At 58.8% G+C, this 18,963-nt stretch carries 18 protein-coding genes; 9 read left to right on the top strand and 9 right to left on the bottom strand.

Going from position 1 to position 18,963, the window contains the following annotated elements:
- Window positions 1-104 precede the first annotated feature (104 nt).
- Complete coding sequence (locus CGA21_RS03350; RefSeq protein WP_223193982.1) at window positions 105-791, top strand: hydrolase; 687 nt, start codon at window positions 105-107, stop codon at window positions 789-791.
- A 101-nt stretch (window positions 792-892) separates the two neighbouring features.
- On the opposite strand, the gene CGA21_RS03345 is transcribed toward CGA21_RS03350, so the two are convergent.
- Window positions 893-1,786, bottom strand: coding sequence for a LysR family transcriptional regulator (locus tag CGA21_RS03345; protein ID WP_188263523.1), 894 nt, complete (start codon window positions 1,784-1,786; stop codon window positions 893-895).
- A 127-nt stretch (window positions 1,787-1,913) separates the two neighbouring features.
- Between CGA21_RS03345 and CGA21_RS03340 the strand changes: the two genes are divergently transcribed.
- Window positions 1,914-3,110 (top strand): MFS transporter, encoded by a 1,197-nt coding sequence (locus CGA21_RS03340; protein WP_188263522.1) that lies wholly within the window; start codon window positions 1,914-1,916, stop codon window positions 3,108-3,110.
- A 147-nt stretch (window positions 3,111-3,257) separates the two neighbouring features.
- Here the strand turns inward: CGA21_RS03340 and CGA21_RS03335 are convergent, their stop codons facing one another.
- The 5 genes from CGA21_RS03335 to CGA21_RS03315 all read right to left on the bottom strand — a co-directional run bounded on the left by CGA21_RS03335 (window position 3,258) and on the right by CGA21_RS03315 (window position 6,696).
- Window positions 3,258-3,989, bottom strand: coding sequence for an anti-sigma factor domain-containing protein (locus tag CGA21_RS03335; protein WP_188263521.1), 732 nt, complete (start codon window positions 3,987-3,989; stop codon window positions 3,258-3,260).
- The gene (locus tag CGA21_RS03330; RefSeq protein WP_411157055.1) at window positions 3,986-4,552 is read right to left on the bottom strand and encodes a sigma-70 family RNA polymerase sigma factor; all 567 of its coding nucleotides are present in this window, start codon (window positions 4,550-4,552) and stop codon (window positions 3,986-3,988) included. Before CGA21_RS03330 ends, CGA21_RS03335 begins: the two co-directional genes overlap by 4 nt.
- Window positions 4,553-4,658: 106 nt before the next feature.
- Window positions 4,659-5,201 (bottom strand): DUF3455 domain-containing protein, encoded by a 543-nt coding sequence (locus CGA21_RS03325; protein WP_033043628.1) that lies wholly within the window; start codon window positions 5,199-5,201, stop codon window positions 4,659-4,661.
- A 194-nt stretch (window positions 5,202-5,395) separates the two neighbouring features.
- Entirely contained in the window at window positions 5,396-5,797 is a 402-nt protein-coding gene (locus CGA21_RS03320) for a GFA family protein (protein ID WP_188263520.1), read from the bottom strand.
- Window positions 5,798-6,297: 500 nt separating this feature from the next.
- A complete protein-coding gene (locus CGA21_RS03315) occupies window positions 6,298-6,696 on the bottom strand; it encodes a hypothetical protein (RefSeq protein WP_188263519.1) in 399 nt (132 codons plus the stop codon).
- Between the two features lie 212 nt (window positions 6,697-6,908).
- Here CGA21_RS03315 and CGA21_RS03310 point away from each other — a divergent pair, with 212 nt between their 5' ends.
- The 6 genes from CGA21_RS03310 to CGA21_RS03285 all read left to right on the top strand — a co-directional run bounded on the left by CGA21_RS03310 (window position 6,909) and on the right by CGA21_RS03285 (window position 13,218).
- The gene (locus CGA21_RS03310; RefSeq protein WP_188263518.1) at window positions 6,909-7,577 is read left to right on the top strand and encodes an ABC transporter ATP-binding protein; all 669 of its coding nucleotides are present in this window, start codon (window positions 6,909-6,911) and stop codon (window positions 7,575-7,577) included.
- A 1-nt stretch (window position 7,578) separates the two neighbouring features.
- Entirely contained in the window at window positions 7,579-10,050 is a 2,472-nt protein-coding gene (locus tag CGA21_RS03305; RefSeq protein ID WP_188263517.1) for an ABC transporter permease, read from the top strand.
- Window positions 10,040-11,119, top strand: coding sequence for a lipocalin-like domain-containing protein (locus tag CGA21_RS03300; protein WP_188263516.1), 1,080 nt, complete (start codon window positions 10,040-10,042; stop codon window positions 11,117-11,119). The genes CGA21_RS03305 and CGA21_RS03300 overlap by 11 nt, the downstream gene beginning before the upstream one ends.
- A 108-nt stretch (window positions 11,120-11,227) precedes the next feature.
- Complete coding sequence (locus tag CGA21_RS03295) at window positions 11,228-11,470, top strand: hypothetical protein (protein WP_110753071.1); 243 nt, start codon at window positions 11,228-11,230, stop codon at window positions 11,468-11,470.
- A 133-nt stretch (window positions 11,471-11,603) separates the two neighbouring features.
- Window positions 11,604-12,185 (top strand): hypothetical protein, encoded by a 582-nt coding sequence (locus CGA21_RS03290; protein ID WP_188263515.1) that lies wholly within the window; start codon window positions 11,604-11,606, stop codon window positions 12,183-12,185.
- A 355-nt stretch (window positions 12,186-12,540) separates the two neighbouring features.
- A complete protein-coding gene (locus tag CGA21_RS03285) occupies window positions 12,541-13,218 on the top strand; it encodes a type 1 glutamine amidotransferase domain-containing protein (RefSeq protein ID WP_110753069.1) in 678 nt (225 codons plus the stop codon).
- Window positions 13,219-13,326: 108 nt separating this feature from the next.
- Here CGA21_RS03285 and CGA21_RS03280 read toward each other — a convergent pair whose 3' ends face one another.
- The 3 genes from CGA21_RS03280 to CGA21_RS03270 all read right to left on the bottom strand — a co-directional run bounded on the left by CGA21_RS03280 (window position 13,327) and on the right by CGA21_RS03270 (window position 17,247).
- The gene (locus tag CGA21_RS03280) at window positions 13,327-14,706 is read right to left on the bottom strand and encodes a VOC family protein (protein ID WP_188263514.1); all 1,380 of its coding nucleotides are present in this window, start codon (window positions 14,704-14,706) and stop codon (window positions 13,327-13,329) included.
- A 111-nt stretch (window positions 14,707-14,817) separates the two neighbouring features.
- The gene (locus CGA21_RS03275; protein WP_188263513.1) at window positions 14,818-15,774 is read right to left on the bottom strand and encodes an alpha/beta fold hydrolase; all 957 of its coding nucleotides are present in this window, start codon (window positions 15,772-15,774) and stop codon (window positions 14,818-14,820) included.
- 21 nt (window positions 15,775-15,795) lie between these two features.
- Window positions 15,796-17,247, bottom strand: a complete 1,452-nt coding sequence (locus CGA21_RS03270) for a flavin-containing monooxygenase (RefSeq protein ID WP_188263512.1) — start codon at window positions 17,245-17,247, stop codon at window positions 15,796-15,798.
- 191 nt (window positions 17,248-17,438) lie between these two features.
- On the opposite strand from CGA21_RS03270, the gene CGA21_RS03265 reads away from it, so the two are divergent.
- Window positions 17,439-18,512: a diguanylate cyclase gene (locus CGA21_RS03265; RefSeq protein WP_188263511.1), complete on the top strand. Its 1,074-nt coding sequence runs from the start codon at window positions 17,439-17,441 to the stop codon at window positions 18,510-18,512.
- The last annotated feature ends 451 nt before the right edge of the window (window positions 18,513-18,963 follow it).

Here is an 18,963-nt window from a genome sequence, read left to right as displayed (position 1 = left end):
CTGCAGCGGCTTTGAACACCACTGCATCCTTCCCGGCAGCACGCACGTCAATACCCATGCCGGGAATCGTGAAAAGACCATCACTCCACTGTAAGGAAACCACGATGATCAATCCTAAGACTGAAGTGCTGACCCCTCAGAATAGCCAGCTGATCTTCATCGACCAGCAGCCCCAGATGGCTTTTGGTGTGCAGAGCATCGACCGCCAGACGTTGAAGAACAACACAGTGGCTCTTGCAAAGGCAGCCAAGATTTTCAACGTACCCACCACCATCACAACAGTGGAGACCGAAAGCTTCTCCGGCCACACGTACCCCGAACTGCTTGCTGTGTTCCCTGATGCGCCGCTGCTAGAGCGCACCTCGATGAATTCCTGGGATGACCAGAAGGTACGCGACGCGTTGAAGAGCAACGGTCGCAAAAAAATCATCGTCTCCGGGCTGTGGACTGAGGTGTGCAACACGACCTTCGCGCTTTCTGCGATGCACGATGCCGACTATGAGATTTACATGGTCGCCGATGCTTCTGGCGGAACTACGAAGGAAGCACACGACTATGCCATGCAGCGCATGGTCCAGGCCGGTGTTGTGCCGGTGACCTGGCAGCAGGTACTGCTGGAGTGGCAGCGTGACTGGAAGAACCGCGAGACCTACGACGCCGTCATGAACCTGGTCAAGGAACACTCCGGTGCCTACGGCATGGGTGTCGACTACGCCTACACCATGGTGCACAAGGCGCCTGAGCGCGTTGAACACGGCCCGACCCTGGCACCCATTGCCGCACCTATTTGAGCTTACGCCAGCCCCCACAGGGTGGGGGCTGTCTCTTAACTCACAATAGACGATGCAAGAATTCAGCTTGACCCAAGCATTGAATCTGCGATGTTGCGCCTCTAGCCCCCTACACGCAGTGCACTGGAAACAAGCGTAAATGCCGGGGAGGGTTGTCGCCGGCTGGGGTAATACAAATAGTATCCAGCGAACGGAGGGCACCAGTCTTCCAGTACTCGCATCAGCTTGCCTTCCTGAAGGTGTGGTTCAAATTCCTCTTCGGGCAGGTATGCAATTCCCAATCCCGACAATGCTGCATCCACTATGTGGACAGACGTATTGAAAGTGAGCTGCCCGGTTACGCGTACGTTCATTTGCTTACCGCGCCGCTCAAAGTCCCACACGTAAAGCCCGCCTGATGTCTGCATGCGCTGGTTGATACAATTATGGTCCATCAAGTCGCGCGGATTCCTGGGAATAGTACGACTGGCAAAGTAAGCCGGCGCGGCAACGGCCGCCATCCGTAAAGGTGGTCCTATGGGTACTGCAATCATGTCCTTGTCGATGGTGTCGCCCAAACGCACACCCGCATCAAAACGATCAGCCACGATATCTCTGAATCCGTAATTGACGTCGAACTCGATCTCGATATCCGGATATTCCTCTAACAACGGGGTGAGCTTGGGAAGCAGGGTCTTGCGCAAGACGTGATCGCCGCAGGTGATTCGCACAGTCCCGGCCGGCTTGTCGCGCAGTTCTGTCAGCACATCCAGTTCCGCTTCGATTTCATCAAAACGATGGCCGATGGCCTGCAACAGCCGCTCGCCAGCTACCGTAGGTGAGACGCTGCGCGTGGTACGCGTCAGCAACCTGATCTGAAGACGTGCTTCCAGGCCGCTGATGGCTTGACTTAGCGCAGACTGCGTGACACCCAGGATTGCGGCGGCGCGTGTGAAGCTACCCTCGCGCGCCACGGTGACGAACGACGCCAGATCGTTGAGGTTTCTTCTGACCATATTGCCAACGCCTTGGTGCTCTATTGATTAGTAGTGCTTATAGCCCTATTAAGTATTGATTAGCTAGTAGCTGGAATTTCCTTGCCTCACCCTGTCATTCATGAACTTGAATAAGGGCGAGGTCCCGATGGCCACTGTTTTCCCAATTGCTGAAGCAAATGAGCAACCCGCTTGCTGGAGCGGGATCTTTGCCATGACGCTTTGCGTATTCGTGCTGATCGCATCGGAGTTCATGCCTGTCAGCCTGCTGACTCCGATAGCCGTTGATCTCCATGTCACCGAGGGGCTCGCAGGGCAGGGCATCGCGATCTCCGGGGCATTCGCGGTACTCACCAGTTTGTCGATTTCGGGGCTGGCTGGATCTCTCAACCGCAAAACGCTGTTGTTGGCGCTTACCGGGTTGATGGCTTTATCCGGTGTGGTGGTCGGGATGGCACCCAACTATCTGACGTACATGGTCGGTCGCGCGCTCATCGGCGTGGTCATTGGTGGTTTCTGGTCCATGTCCGCAGCGACTGCCATGCGCCTGGTACCTGCCAATCAGGTGACCAAGGCCTTGGCCTTCTTCAACGGCGGTAACGCGTTGGCAACCGTGATTGCCGCGCCACTGGGCAGCTATCTAGGTTCGATCATTGGCTGGCGCGGCGCCTTCTTCTGTCTGGCACCGGTAGCGGCGATAGCGCTGATTTGGCTATCGACCAGTCTGCCGAATATGAAGGCGGATGAGCGCGCGCCGGGTTCCGGCAATGTCTTCGCGCTACTGAAGCACCGGTCAGTGGCGCTGGGTATGGCCGGATGCGCCGCCTTCTTCATGGGGCAGTTCGCGCTGTTCACTTATCTGCGGCCGTTTCTCGAAACAGTAACGCAGGTGGGTGTTTCCACGCTGTCGCTGATTTTGCTCGTAATTGGCGTAGCAGGCTTCATCGGCACCCTGATGATCGGCACATTCGTGAGGCGTGGGTTGTTCCGGACACTTGTCATCATTCCCTTGCTGATGGCCGGGATCGCCTTGACGCTGATTCCCTTTGGCACCTCGGTCATTGTCGTTGCTGCGCTGCTCGGTCTATGGGGGCTAGTCGCTACGGCGGCGCCTGTGGGCTGGTGGAGTTGGATTGCACGAGTGCTACCCAGGCATATTGAGGCCGGCGGCGGCCTGATGGTGGCCGTGATTCAGTTGGCCATCGGCTTGGGATCGACCGTTGGCGGCCTGCTGTTCGATAGCAGCGGTTACAAGAGCACTTTCGTTGCGAGCTCAGCCATATTGCTACTGGGCGCTTTTCTGACTGCTTTGGCTTCGCGCTCGAAAACGCCCCAGGCTACTTGAGCCACGCACAGAGCAGGGGGCCGTATTGCCCATGAGCAGCCTCGGAGAAATCACGCCTGGGGATGAATGTCGGCGAGCATCGGTTCGCCATCACTTTGCTCTTCTTGTCTTTTCTCGTTCAGCGGCCTTTTCATCCAAAGCGCTCGCTCAGATCACTTTAACGGCCCGTCCAATGAACTGAATCGGTCCTGTTGGTTTGCCAGTCGGCGATCCATTGGGGTTTTCCAGAGTCAACTCAAAGAGTTGGTTGGGTTCCAGCGGCGGCAATCTATCCAAGGGGACAGAAAGCGTTTGCCCAGGTTTGACCAGTCCAAGGGATACAGGACCTTGCCAGCCGTCCCCCTTGGTCCAGAACTCAAGTGCTTTGTCGATTGGGACTTGCGCGACCCCCAATGGTATCAGTTGGATTTCTCTTGGGCTGCTGGCCTGTATCACCCAGCCGGGCGTCTGGTTCTGGGGAGCCACCAGAACGACCAGGTAGGTGGTCGGATTCACCGGAGCTGTTTGTGTCAGTAGCATTGTTGCGAGCAACAACGCTGCGGCCAGACCTGTTACCGCCAGCCCACGCCATAGCGGCAGAAGGTTCCACCATGAGATTGGCTGCGCGGTGGCCGCCACTCGGGGCGCTCGCCGATCAATGCCGTTCAAGCTGCGCTCGATACGCCCCCAGAGTAATGCCGTAGGTGTTTGCGGTTCAGCCAGTTCGGTCAACGCAAGCAAACGTTGTTCCCAGGCATCCACAACCGCTCGCAAATCGGCGTCATGAGCAAGACGCTTTCGTACTTCGCTACGACGCTCTGCCGACAACGTGCCTAACACATACTCACTCGCCAGCTCTTCAATGTTGTCGGGGCTGTCATCCTGTGTGTTTATGGTCATCCCATGCACTCGCGCAATGCCACCAGGCTGCGTTTGATCCAGGCTTTGACGGTCCCCAGCGGGGCGCCCAGTTTCTGTGAAATTTCTGAATGCGAATAGCCGTCGACATACGCATGAAGGATGCAGTTGCGACGCGCCGGCTCCAGTTGTTCGAGGCACCTATAGATACGCCCTGAACGGGCTTGATAATCGAACGTGTCCACACTCTGTTGTGATGCTTCCAGTGACGCTGAAGCGTGCAGTGCCGTTTCCTGTTGCTCACTGACCTGTACTTCCCTGGCGCTATCTCGCATGAAGTTCAGCGCCAAGTGCCGCGTTACGCTGAAAATCCAACCACGCGCAGAGCCTCTCGCCGGATCGAAACTGGCGGCACGGATCCAAATCTTGATAAAGACATCGTGCACGATGTCTTCGGCCAGGGCGTTATCACGAGCGATGCGCTTGGCAACACCCAAAAGACGAGCACTTTCCTGCTCATACAAGTCTCGCAGTGCCTGCTGCTCGCCTCGGGCGCAAGCAATCAGGCAGGCTTCATAGTCAAAACAGGGCTCAGGCAAGGACAAGGTTTTCAGCCATCAGCAGGTGGTAAATACCCCAACCCTAGGGCTGGGGTTCCATCGAAGCAGAGTAGACGAGTTGTGCGCCGACTACCTGGTCTGGATCGTTGGCTTAATTGGCTGCCCAAAAAATATAGTCAGCCTGATATTTCACTACCTCCCGTTTACCTTTGTTTGCGGCGGAGCATTCGGTCATAGGCGCTACGCCCCCCTTAACGGCCACCCGCTGGATGTAACTGACACCGTTCATCGCGCCTTTACCTTCAGCAGGGTTGGCCTTGACCAACTGATAGGGGAGGTCGCCGGTGCCTGAGGGGGCAACTGCCAGTTGTGTCCCGGTGATTTTAGAGCCGTCTTTAGCTTGCCAGGTAGCAGGCGGGCCGAAGTAAGTGCCGACCTGTATGCCGTTGCGATCATTGAGTACCGCTTTGGGGCCGACGAAAGTCCACTCAGTCTGGCCAGCGGAGTTAGCCTTGTCGCGACACTCATACGTGATTTCGCCGGTCCCCACAGTCTCCAGCGCGATCTTATGACCGTCCGGGACCTTGATGGTGTCGGGCAGGTCTGTTTGCGCATGGGCAGCTGGCACGGTGACCAACAAGCAGGTAGCTGCAAGCGTAGTACCAACAATGCACAGGAATCGTTTAGCGTTCATGCAAATCTCTCCAGATAGTGGTCAGTTCAGCAGCTATGGCTACTACCTGTACTACCCGCGGGAGGATTATCTGGATGCACCTGACTGAAAAAATATCTGTGGAGAAAGGGTTGTAGCGTTACTGCTTGACTGTGTGAGTGACTGCTTTTGCCGACTGTTGCAGGCCGCGAAGGGCTTGATACGAGCCATTGCGGTCAATCGATCTGAGGCGATGAGTTGGATGGCGTATACCAGTGAACTCTGGAGGCGACATAAACGTGTTTTTGCTTGTGAGGCGTGAAGGGGGTGTCGAGTGTGCCCAGTGCTATCGAAACCCAATCGGAAAATTCACCTTGAAAACGTGACCAGAACAAAGTCGATCCACACTGCGCGCAGAACTCGCGTTGCACAGAATCTGAAGAAGAATACTTAGTGATGTGCCCGGCGCCGTTGAGTATCCGTAATGCGCTACGGGGCACGCTACCATAAGAAGCGAATGCTGCACCGTGACCTTTACGGCATTGACTACAGTGACAATGACTCACTGCTTTTGGCGTAGTCAGTAGCTCATAACTGATTGCTGAGCAAAGGCAGCTTCCCTGGTAGATCTCCGTCATGCGTTTGTCCCTTTCGCTGGAAAAGGCGCCAGCTTAACCACCTGAATCTAATCAGTCGAACGTCCGCTTCTGGCACTGACGGTCTCTAATGCCAACGAAACACGTGTCAACTCAACCTGCGAACACGTTTGCCAGCAGATTCCCGTCGGGACTGTCCTCGCCTTTACTTGGCGCTGACCAGCAGGAGGGCAGGTCCAGCTTATTGAGTGAATTTGCCTGGTTGGCCTGAGGTGCTATGCCAAGGCGTTGGTTGGCCGGTTCGATTGGGTTGCTCCTAAGTATGTGACCGATGGTTAGGGTGGTTATACGGCCAAGTGGATACCGCAGGATCTGCCGATGTACTGGGTGATGGAGCAGCCAGGTGGTGCCATGGGACTGGCCTGATTGCTTTGTTCTGCCCCCTTACCCGGAGGTGCATCCCGCCTGGGGATGAATGTCGGCGAGCATCGGTTCTAAGTTCGCATGGGCGGATGAATCCCTATACCTCTTGCCTAGGGTCCTTAAAACAGCCGGGTGATTTCATTCAATATCCGATCCTGGGTTTGAGTGTTTGGCCTTTTGCGATAAGCCACTGCAAAAAATGCAACGCCTTCATAGTCGCAGCGAATCGAAAAAGTCATGCCTTCACGCAACCCATAGACCGATCTTTCTCCTGCTTCAACAAAATATCTCGCTTTTGTCAGGGCCGCTCTGGCGTGCTGCAGACAGCCAGTTTGGCTAAGTGAGTGTTGTAGCCAACTCGTCGTGATGCGCACAGACGACGTTTCGCTGTCATCGATGGGGGGCCGAGTTATTTCATTGGCGGCGTTCTTATCGCTGGTGCAAGCAGTCAGCCCCATTGAGATAACACCCAGAAGAAAAACAGATCGAGCTCTCGAATGCTTGAGTGGATTTCGCATCGTGGGGCGTACCTGCGACGATTTGCAATGAATGAAGGGCAATCACTAACGTAATAGCGGGTTTATGATCTTTTGCTACCTGGGTTCAGTAATTGCGACGAGAAGCCTCGTTCGGTTTCATTTGAAACGGCCGCGCAGGGCTGCAATCGGCAACGGACAAAAACGATTGCGGACCGCTATCCTTGGGCCACGCTCATCGAACGGGTTCTCCCATGTTGGAAGTCCAGGATGTCTTCAAAAGCTACGCCACCCCACAAGGCCCGTTGCCGGTGCTGCAAGGTATCAACCTGACCCTCAAGCCCGGCAGCAGCCTGGCATTGATGGGTGAGTCGGGCAGCGGCAAGAGCACCTTGTTGCATTTGATCGCCGGGCTGGACAAGGTCGATCGCGGCAGCATCCGCAGCGGTAAACATCGCCTGGAGCAGATGAATGAGGGGCAACTGGCGAGCTGGCGTCGCACCGAAATCGGCCTGGTATTCCAGCAGTTCAACCTGATCGGCAGTTTGCGGGTGGAGGATAACCTGGCTTTTCAAGCGCGCCTGGCCGGGCGCCATGATCCACGCTGGCAGGCGCATCTGGTGCAGCGGTTGGGCTTGAATGATTTGCTGCGGCGTTATCCTGAACAGCTTTCCGGCGGCCAGCAACAACGGGTCGCATTGGGCCGCGCACTGGCGTCGCAACCGAAACTGCTGCTGGCCGACGAGCCTACCGGCAGTCTCGATGAAGCTACCAGCGACGAAGTGCTGAAGTTATTGCTGGAGCTGCTCTATGACAGCCCCACGACCCTGCTGATGGTCACTCACAGTCCCAGTGTTGCAGCACGAATGGCCGAAAAGGTGGTGCTGCACGGCGGCCGGCTGGCGCCCGTGGACGAACGCTGAGATGCGCATTTTTCTTGAAACCCTGCGTGCACTGCTCAGCCATTGGCGGCAGCACCCGGTGCAGTTTTTCAGTGTGCTGACCGGGTTGTGGCTGGCCACCAGCCTGCTCACCGGGGTGCAAGCACTGAACAGTCAGGCGCGGGACAGCTATGCCAAGGCCAGTCAGCTGATAGGCGGCGAACCTCAGGCCAGCCTGAGTGCACCCGGTGGCGGGACCTTTTCCCAGCAGTTGTTTGTCGATCTGCGCCGAGCCGGTTGGCCGGTGTCGCCAGTGTTGCAAGGACGGCTGACGCTCAAGGGCCATGAGGACCAGCGCCTGCAACTGATGGGCATCGAGCCCGTGTCGCTGCCGGCTGGGTCCGAGGTGGCGGGGCAGGCATTGGCCATCGAGCAGGTCGTGGAGTTTTTCACTCCGCCAGGCAGGACCTGGATCGCGCCGCAGACCCTGCAGGCGTTGGGATTGGCGCCGGGCGAGCGGCCGCAGGCGTTGAACGGCCAGGCATTGCCGCCCCTGCGCGCCGAGGCTGACATGGCGCCGGGTGTGCTGCTGGTGGACATCGGTTTTGCCCAGCAGATTCTCGGTTTGCCCGATCAGCTATCGCGCTTGCTGCTGCCCAGTGATTTCACCGCGACACTGCCCGATTCGTTCAAGGGACAACTTCAACTCAAGACCGGCGGCGAAGAAAACAATCTGGCGCGCCTGACCGATAGCTTTCACCTGAATCTGGACGCCTTGGGGTTTCTGTCGTTCGTGGTCGGCCTGTTCATCGTGCACGCCGCGATCGGTCTGGCGCTGGAACAGCGACGAGGTTTGCTGCGGACCCTGCGCGCCTGTGGCGTCAGCGCGCGGATGCTGATCGCCTGCCTGGCCGTCGAGCTGGGCGCTCTGGCCTTGATCGGCGGCGTGGCGGGTGTCGTCAGCGGTTACCTGCTGGCCAGCGTGTTGCTGCCGGATGTCGCCGCCAGCCTGCGCGGGTTGTACGGTGCCGAAGTGGCGGGACAGTTGAGCCTGAGCCCGCTGTGGTGGCTCAGCGGTATCGGCCTGGGCCTGCTCGGTGCCGCGCTCGCGGGAGCCAACAGTTTGTGGCGTGCAGCGCGTTTACCGTTGCTGGCCCTGGCCGACCCCCAGGCCTGGCATCAGGCCCATGCGCGCTGGCTGCGCCGCCAGGGCTGGGTCGCGGCGATTGCCTTGGGCATTGCGTTGCTGGCGTTGTTGCGCGGTGACAGCCTGGCCAGCGGATTCCTGTTGATGGCCACGCTGTTGCTGGGCGCCGCGTTAGCGTTGCCGGTGGTACTCAATGCCGTGCTCAATGGGCTGACGCACCACAGTTCGACGGTACTCGGTCAGTGGTTTGTCGCCGATTGTCGCCAGCAACTGCCGGCCTTGAGCCTGGCGCTGATGGCGTTGCTACTGGCCCTGGCGGCCAACATCGGTGCCGGCAGCATGACCGCCGGTTTCCGCCAGACTTTCAGCAACTGGCTGGAACAACGGCTGACCGCCGAGCTTTACCTCAATCCACAAAACCCGGCCCAGGCCCGGGAGATGTACGACTGGCTCAGGCAACAACCGCAACTGATGGCTGTGTTGCCCAACTGGCAGGTCTCGATTCAATTGCAGGGCTGGCCGGCGGATGTGTTTGGCGTGATCGATCATCCGACCTATCGCCAGCACTGGCCATTGCTTGAGGCCGTGGGCGAAAAGCCCTGGGACAGCCTGGCTGCGGAGGATACAGTGATGCTCAGCGAGCAACTGGCGCGGCGCTTGAAGGTCAGGCTCGGCGATCAGGTGGCGATTGCCACGCCCAACGGTCCCTGGTCGCCACGCATCGTCGGGATCTACGCTGACTACGGCAATCCCAAGGGCCATCTGCTGGTCAACGTCAATCACTTGTTGCGCGGCTGGCCGCAACTCACACCGAATCGCTTCAACCTGCGTATCGAACCGGCATCGATCACGCCGTTCGTGACCGCGCTGCAAGCGCGTTTTGCCCTGGAGGACAGTCGCATCGTCGATCAGGCCCGGCTCAAGGGCTGGTCGACGCAAGTGTTCGAGCGCACCTTCGCTGCCACTGCCGCGCTCAACAGCCTGACCCTTGGTGTGGCGGGGGTGGCATTGTTCATCAGCTTGTTGACGCAAAGCCAGAGCCGTCTCGGGCAGTTGGCGCCGTTGTGGGCGCTGGGCGTGACGCGCCGCCAACTGATGCTGCTCAACCTCGGGCAAACCTGGCTGTTGGCGGTGCTGACGTTGGTATTGGCATTGCCGTTGGGCATTGCGTTGGCCTGGTGCCTGGACACCGTGATCAACGTCCAGGCGTTTGGCTGGCGTCTGCCGCTGCGGGTGTTTCCCTTGCAATTGCTGCAGCTGATGGGGCTGGCGTTATTGGCAACCTTGCTGGCATCGGCGTGGCCGCTGTACTCGCTGTATCGCACACAACCGGCGGACCTGCTGAGGACCTTTGCCCATGAGGATTAAGCGTTGGGCGTGGATGGTCGTTGCGTTGCTCGCCGGTTGCGATCAGCCGCCGGTCGAGAAGGGTTTTGCCGGTCTTGGCAATCAAGCGAGCGCCTTTACGCCGGTGGTGCCCGGTCGGGTGTTCAGCTTCCCGGCGGATCACGGCCCCCATGACGGCTTTCGCATCGAATGGTGGTACGTCACCGCCAACCTCAAGGATGAGCAGGGCCGTGAATTCGGCGTGCAGTGGACGCTGTTTCGCAGTGCCTTGAAAGCAACACCCGAGGCGACTGGCTGGGCCAACCAGACGCTATGGCTGGGTCACGCGGCGGTGACCTCGGCCTCGGTGCATCACGCCGCCGAGCGTTATGCCCGCGGCGGCGTAGGGCAGGCCGGCGTGAGCCTTGCGCCCTTCAATGCGTGGATCGACGACTGGCATTTCAGCAGTCAGGCAACGGGGACCGACCCGTTGGCCGATCTGCAACTCAGTGCCCGCGACAAGGCGTTCAGCTATCAACTGCGACTGACCTCGAATGGACCGCTGGTGCTGCAAGGGGACAAGGGATTCAGCCAGAAATCCGAACAGGGCCAGGCGTCCTATTACTACAGCCAGCCGTTTTTCCAGGCCAGCGGCCTGCTTGAGATCGACGGCGAGCGTTATCAGGTCCGTGGCCCCGCGTGGCTCGACCGGGAATGGAGCAGCCAGCCCCTGACCGCCAACCAGAGTGGCTGGGACTGGTTTTCCCTGCACCTGGACAGCGGCGACCAGGTGATGCTCTATCGCATGCGGCAAAAAGACGGCGAACCTTACCTGACCGGAACCTGGATCGACGCCCAGGGCCAGGCGCAAATGCTCAGCGCCGATGACATCCTTCTCACTCCACAGGACACCGCCAAGGTAGCGGGGCATACGATGCCGGTGCGCTGGTCGATCCGGATCCCCGGCAAACACCTTGATATCGTCATCAGCGCCCTGAATCCCAAAGCCTGGATGGATCTGCGCATTCCCTATTGGGAGGGGCCAGTGCGGTTGAGCGGCAGCCATGGGGGGCAGGGGTATCTGGAAATGACCGGTTATCAGGGGCAATAGATCGCAGCCTGCGCCAGCTCCCATGGGAAACCGCATTGCGTGCAATCATCCGGAACTCCGCCCGGCGTCCACCTCTCTATCGTACGAATACCCCCGAAGGAGCCCGACATGCGCGAAGACCTCACACCGCCCGACCTTGACACGTGGCAGCGCCTGTTTGAAGACGAGGCCTATTGGCAGCAGTCTCCTGACTCCTATTACATGGACTTGCAGCGCCTGGCTGACGATCTGCTGGGGCAGGGCGCCATAGATCTGGAACAATGGCAGGCGCTCAAGGCCCGGGCGGAGCAATCCCACAAGGACTCACCGGCGATCAACGTAACCCGGGAACTGGATGATCCTGAAGCATGACCGCCCGCGGCGAATCGCCCGTACAAGAAACAGCGAACACTCCCGAATCAGCGTCTATGCTCATCCCACACACGGCGTTTGATAGTGGTTTCAGCGCCGTTTGTCGTCATTCATCACAGGGAATGTTCTGCCTATGAAACTTCATGCACTGACCAAAGCTGTCACCCTAGCTACCTTGTTGTCCGCTGCCAGCCTCAGCGCCGTTGCCGCAGATATCCCGTTGTCTGCTGTCGTGGAGGCTGATCAAGTCAGCACCAAAGTCGTGTCGGTCGATGCCGCCAAACATCAAGTGGTGCTTGAAGGGCCGGAAGGTCGTCAGGTCCACGTGCAACTGACCGAGAAGGCAAAAAACCTCGGCCAGCTGAAACCCGGCGATCAGGTCGATATCAAGGTCACCCGTTCCGTCGCGGCCTACCTCGACACCGATGTCGACAAGGGGTTGCCAGGCAGCTCGGAGCGTGCCGGCGAAGACCGCAATGCACCCGGTAGCGTGCCTGGCGGCGAAGCCTATCGTCAGGTACAAGTCCAGCTGCAAATCACCGACATCGACCTGAAGAAAAACCAGGTGTCCTTTAAAAACCCGGCGGGGCAGACCAAAACCATCACTGTCGAAAAACCGGAAGTTCAAGCCAAGTTGAAGGACCTGAAAGTCGGGCAAAGCGTTTACGTGACTTACACCGACATTCTGCAGGTAACCAGCAAGTCCGGAAGTTGAGTGATTTTTCACTGATTGTTCCTGTACAAATTTTTGTATGGGAACAATCAATTTTGGCCGAACTGGTGGGTTTAAATTGTTGGTTTTAATGGAATTTAAATCGACATCCAATCAAATATGTATCGGCAAATTTCATGTTTAAAGCGCGGACATATCCATAAACATCTATTAAAATACACCCCGTTCGCCCAGTGTCAGGGTTCTTTACCAGCGCACGGATTGCCGAGGCCATAGCGCTGGGCGAACACTTTTTCAAAGTACGACTGCACTTTCAATCGAATCAGGGGCGCGGGCTTAAACTTGTAACTAACTGTTATATGTTGTGCTTGCAGTTCCGAGATGGAGTGACGACGACATGAAAATCCTGATGGTTCTAACGTCCCACGATCAGTTGGGTAACACCGGCAAGAAAACCGGCTTCTGGCTGGAAGAATTCGCTGCACCCTATTACGTTTTCAAGGACGCCGGCGCGCAACTGACCCTGGCCTCGCCCAAGGGCGGCCAGCCCCCGCTGGACCCCAAAAGCGACGAGCCGGATGCGCAAACCGATGCCACCCGACGCTTTCGCCAGGACCCGGCGGCTCAATCCGCATTGGCCTCGACCGTCATGCTGGGCACGGTGAAGGCCGGGGACTACGACGCAATTTTCTATCCAGGCGGCCATGGACCGCTCTGGGATCTGGCGCAAGACCGTGATTCGATCGCCCTCATCGAAGCGTTCTACAACGCCGGCAAGCCGGTCGCGGCCGTCTGTCATGCGCCCGGTGTATTGCGCCATGCCAAGGACGCCGACGGCCAGCCACTGGTCAAGGGCAAGAAGGTGACAGGGTTTACCAATAGCGAAGAAGAAGCCGTGCAACTGACCAAGGTCGTGCCGTTCCTGGTGGAGGACGAACTGAAGGCCAAGGGCGGGATTTTTTCGAAGGGGCCTGATTGGGCGAGCTACGTGCTGACCGATGGCCTGCTGCTGACGGGGCAAAATCCAGCGTCTTCACAGGCCGCGGCCGAGGCTTTGCTATCAAAATTGAAATGAACATCCTGTAGGAGCCCGGCTTGCCGGCGAAGGCGCCCGATAGGCCAACGCCATGCTTGAGGACGCCTTCGCCGGCAAGCCGGCTCCTACAAGGGTCGTCAGGTTAGTTTAGTGACCCAGGGCGGCCAGACACTGCTCGATCGAGCGCTGCTGCGTTTGTGCATACAACTGCAGTTCATCAATCGTCGAACGCCCCAGGGCTTTTTCGAACGCCTGCTGGTTGGAGTGCACGCCGTAATGGGTTTGCGCCGCATCGCCCAGGTTTGACTGAAAGATCCCGGCCGCGCTTACCGGCAGGAAATCCTCGTAGACCAGCGGTTCAACGCGCAGATACCCGCCGCTGACCAGATCTTCGAGCGTCAAGGTTTTCAGTTCAGCCGCAGCCAGGCCTTTTTCCGTCACAAAGTAGCGAAAGAACGCCAGTTCCTGTTGGCGCATGCCCTCAAAGGTATCGGGAAACTCGCTGAAGTGTTGCGCCATCAAATCGTTGTAGCGGGCGGCGTTGGCTTCGTTGGGGAAGTCCTTGAGTTCGTCCCGGGCGGCATTGAGCAAACGGTCGTACAGCGCCCGGCCCTTGGGCGTCAGTGCGGCACCGCGTTGTTCGATTTCACCGAACCGGGCGCTGTGGCTGCCGCGAGTGTCGGTTTGATCGATGAAGGCAATGGGCTCGTCAAGCGCCTTGAAACTGGTCTGGCGCAGCAGGATAGGGCAATGCCGGCGGGGCGGGCCTTCGATCACCGCTTTGGGGGTGATGCCGTGCACTGGCATCTGCGCCTGCACGATGTCGATGTCCAGGGTGCGTGGCGTCAGGTGATTGATGTGCGGTCCCTTGAACGCCACTACATCGGCAATCAGGCGATGCTGGGCACTGAGTTTCTGATACTGCTCGGCGGTGACCGTGGCGCTGTGGTGCCAGCGGAAAGTTTCCAGGGCCTGGTCGACGAACTCATCGGCCTCTTTTTCGCTGAGACCGCCTTGGGATTCGGCGCGATCGATCAGCGTAAGCGCGGCGGGGGTGAAGATCGAACGCTGATCCAGCACCGACTGGGCAAAGGCCCGCAGCTCCAGGTCTTCGATCAATTCCAGGCGTAGCAGCGAGGTGAACACCCGGAACGGGCTGACCTGCAAGGACGCTTCATGCACCGCGCGAAACGCCGTGGAATGCACTGGCACCCCGGCTGGGGTCAAGTCGTAATAACCTACCGGCTGCATGCCCATGACTGCGAACAGGCGGGCCAGTGTGGCCAGTTCAGCCGCGGTGCCAACGCGGATCGCGCCGTGGCGCTCGAGGTCCAGACGCTCGATTTCGCCGGTGCTGTTCAACTGCTGGGCCACTTGCGGGTCGTTGTCCAGCACGTGACGGTTGGTCTGTTCCACCAGTTCCATCAGCGCGCCATACAGCGGCACTTCTTCGCGGTACATGTCGGACATCGCTTTGGAGAAGCGTTGGCGGATCAGGTCGGGGCTGATGAAGCTTGGCTGGCTCATGAACAAAATTCCTGGCGCGTTGACGAGAAGGATGGGCGAAAAGATCGCAGCCTTCGTCGACGCCGGCAAACGAAGTTTCTGACGGACTTCATTCTGCAAAGGACTGCCAGCTCAGTGCAGTCGTTGATCCTGAGGGCTTTCCGAGCGCAGCGATGCCAAAAACTCCCGATACAGGCGTGCCGAACCGGCGGGTGCTTCGACCATTGGCATGTGCCCGATGCCTTCCCATATTTCCACCCGAAGGTCCGCCAGGCCCTTGCTCCAGATGGCCACGCTGCTGACATCGATCAAGCGATCCTTGCGCCCCCAGAGCAACAGTGCCGGCGCCTTGATCGCCGGCAGCCTGGGTTCCATTGGCGGGCTGGCGCGAAAGTCGCGGAAGATTTCTTCCAGTTCGTCACGCGACTGTTGGTAGCGATGGGCAACGGCATCCATTACCACGCGCGGCACCCAAGGTGGTTCGGCCATGGTCATGCCATAGAAGTATTTGAATTCTTCCCGTGAGTGGATCAGGAACGGGTTGTGGCCCCTGGCCAAATGCCGCTCCAGGTCACTGGGTTCTGGCGCGGTCACCCCGGCAGGGTCGAACAGGGCGAGCGAAGCAATGCGCTCCGGATAGTGGGCCGCCAGCCAGGCCGCGATGTAGCCGCCCATCGAGTTGCCGATGACATGGACCTTATCGACCCCGCAGACATCGAGCAGCTGGATCATGCGTTTGGCCTGCAAGGGAATGTCATAGCCGCCACCCGCCTTGAAGCCGGTTTCGCCATGGCCGGCGATGTCGGGGATGATCACCCGGTAGTTGCCGACAAAGTGCCGGGCGAAACGCAGCCAGAGGTTCTTGTCGGCACTGAAGCCGTGGAGCATCAACACGTTGCTGGACGCCTCATACGGCCCGCCTTGCCAGGTCGAGACGGTCATTTCGGCGATGGGCACGACGATCTTGTGCAATTTGTACAACTTGGCCTCCAGGGCCACGCTCAAGTCATACAGCCAGTACCCGATGGCCGGGTAGCTCAACCAGCTCCAGGCGGCAAACACCGCGATAGCGACAACCAGTAAAAGCATCAGCGTCTTCCTTCTATCTGATCAGGACACGATGTGGTCCGCCGGTTTCAGGGTTCGGGTCAAGCGGTGGAAGCTGAAACTGAACCCGGGAAACATGGCAATCACATGACCGCTCTTGCTTTGATACCAACTGTGGCAGCCTCCTGACTTCCACACTGTGCGTTCCATCTCTCTATGGATCATTTCAGTGTAGGTACGTTCTGCCTCGGGGCGTACTTCGATGCTGCGCAAACCGCGTGCTTTTATCGTGCGGATGCAATCGAGGATGTAGTTCATTTGCGATTCGATGATGAACAGTGCCGATGTGTGGCCGATCCCGGTGTTCGGCCCGGTGACGATAAACAGGTTGGGGAAGGCCGGCAGGCTGGTGCCGAGATAGGCGCGCGGGTATTGCGTCCAGACCTCCTTGAGGCGGATGCCGTTTTTTCCCGTGACGGGGTAGGAAATCACCCCGTCGGTAGCGTCGTAACCGGTGGACCAGACGATCAGGTCCAGGTCGATGTGCTGGCCGTCCTGCATGAGGATGCCGGTTTCATCGATGGCCTTGATGCCCTGTTCACGGCTGTGCAATGTCACGTTGGCACGGCCCAGCGCGGGGTAGAGCGTACTCGACAGAATTACCCGTTTGCAGCCGATCGTATAGTCGGGGGTCAGTTTTCGCCGCAGTTCGGCGTCGGGCACCTGGCGTTTGAGAAAGCGCAGTGCCTGATGCTGCACCATGCCGATTGCCGGCTTCGAGTATTTGAAGGCAATCACCCTGGTTTCAAATTGCCAGTAGATCATCCAGCGCAGCAGCTTGTAGGCCGGTTTGAGACCGAGCAACCAGCGCTGGAAGCGGCCGAAGGTGCGGTCAGCCCTTGGCAGTACCCAATGCGGCGTGCGCTGGAACACATGCAAGTGCTCGACGTCCGGGGCTATCGCCGGAATCACTTGGGCTGCACTGGCGCCACTGCCGACGATGGCCACACGCTTTTGCCGGTAGTCGTAGGAATGATCCCACTGGTTGGTGTGAAAAGATTTTCCGCGAAAGCGTTCCTGACCTTCGAAGTGTGGGATCACCGGTTGGCTCAAGGGACCGGTGGCATTGATCAGGAACTGGGCATAAAAAACGCCCTTGGTGGTGTGAACCGCCCAGCGTTTATGTACTTCCTCCCATTCGACACCCTCGACATTGGCCTGCAGTTCCACCTTGTCCCTCAGGCCGAAGTGCTCCACCACGTGGCGGGTGTAGCGATGCAGTTCAGCCTGTTCGGCGAACATCTGGGTCCAGCGGTAGGGCGCGAACGACAGCGAATAGAGTGGCGAGGGCACGTCGACTGCGGCGCCCGGGTAAGTGTTCTGGCACCAGGTGCCGCCGAAGAAATCCCGTCGTTCCAGCAGGCGAAAATCGTCGATGCCGGCCTTGAGCAAATTGACCGCCGCGCACTGGCCGCCAAAACCGCTGCCGATGATCAGCACTTCGAAGGTGTGCATGGGCCTCCTGTTCAACGTTGTGATTCAGTCCTTCACTTCATGTATAGCCGTTTCTGCAGATACAACGATTTGCAGGCGACGGGAGTTCGTCCCGCCAGCCGGTGATGGCTATTTGCCGTTGCCCTGTTAGACTTCGGGCACACCCTGCAATCGCGGTGTGAACAGGTTCGTTCTGTGGTGCAGAGGTCCCAATGGGAAAGATGGGAGGAAAAGGACTTTCACTGGCCAAGAGGCTCTACACATCGCGCATCCTTGGCCTGGTGTTAGGTTTGATCTGCGTGAGTGTGGCGATGTATCCCCTGGACCCGGCACCCTGGGTATGGGGGGTGATGCTGTTCAACGGCTTGCTTTGGCCTCACCTGGCCTATCTGTGGGCGCGACGCGCCAAGGCCGCTTATCACGCCGAACACCGCAACTTGTTGATCGATGCCTTTATGGGCGGCTTCTGGGTCGCCGCCATGCAATTTAACCCGCTGCCCAGTGCCACCACCTTGTCAATGATGGCCATGAACAACGTCGCCATCGGCGGTTTGCGTTTTCTCCTGGTGGGCAGTGTGGCGCAGCTACTCGGCGTGTGCGTCGGCTGGCTGATCTTCCACCCGATCCTGATCCCTGAAACCAGCCAGCTGCAGCTTTACGCCTGTTTGCCCTTGATGTGTTTGTATCCCATGGCGCTGGGCTGGATCTGCTATCGCCAAGCCTATACCTTGGGCAGGCAAAAGCGCGAGCTGCTGGCCCTGAGCCGTACCGACAGCCTGACCGGCCTGCTTAACCACGGCGCCTGGAAGGATCAGTTGGAGATTGAATTCCAGCGCTGCCAACGCCAGCATCAGGGCGGGGCCATCGCCCTGATCGACATCGACCACTTCAAAAGCATCAATGACACCTACGGCCACGTTGCCGGTGACATCGTGCTGCGGCAACTGAGCAAAATGCTCAAGCAGAACCTGCGGGTGAGCGATGTGGCCGGGCGCTATGGCGGCGACGAGTTCTGCGTGATTCTTCCCGACCTGCCCCTGGGCAGCGCCGCTGCGGCCATGGACGCCTTGCGCGACCGCTTCGCGATCCTGGGCTACGAGCAAAACCCGTCACTGAAAGTCAGCTTGAGCATCGGCCTGGCAGCCTTCGACGTACGCCACGCTGACGCGACCCTGTGGCTCAACGACGCCGACCAGGCGCTGTACGAGGCCAAGACCACGGGGCGTAATCGTGTTATCTGTAGCAGCAATGACCGGCCTCATCACGAATTGCTTGACTCGGCCTGACCTTCTGCGCCGCCCCCTGTAGGAGCTGGCTTGCCAGCGATGACGACCCCACAGCCAACCCCTCTCGCGCGCCTGCACTCGACCTACTGTAGGAGCTGGCTTGCCAGCGAAGGCGGCCTGACAGCCAACCCCTCTCGCGCGGCTGCACTCGATCTACTGTGGGAGCTGGCTTGCCAGCGAAGGCGGCCTGACAGCCAACCCCTCTCGCGCGGCTGCACTCGATCCACTGTGGGAGCTGGCTTGCCCGCGAAGGCGGCCTAACAGTCGACCTGTGTTTTGTTGACTGTGTACATATCCATTGCTGCGGTAACGGCGGCTTATGGTTTCGCCCTTACGGCGAGTCCCTTTTGTCAAACGCCCGGAGTGCCGGCCCAGCCAAAAGGAACCAAAAAGTCTTGCCCCGGCGTCCGGCCCCTCGCTGAGGCTCGGCGTTCCTTCGCTCCGGTATCCA

The organism is Pseudomonas sp. PSB11 (assembly GCF_014596605.1).
Lineage (GTDB): Bacteria > Pseudomonadota > Gammaproteobacteria > Pseudomonadales > Pseudomonadaceae > Aquipseudomonas > Aquipseudomonas umsongensis.
Note: the sequence above shows the minus strand (reverse complement) of the source record. Positions and strands in the feature narration are given on the sequence as shown.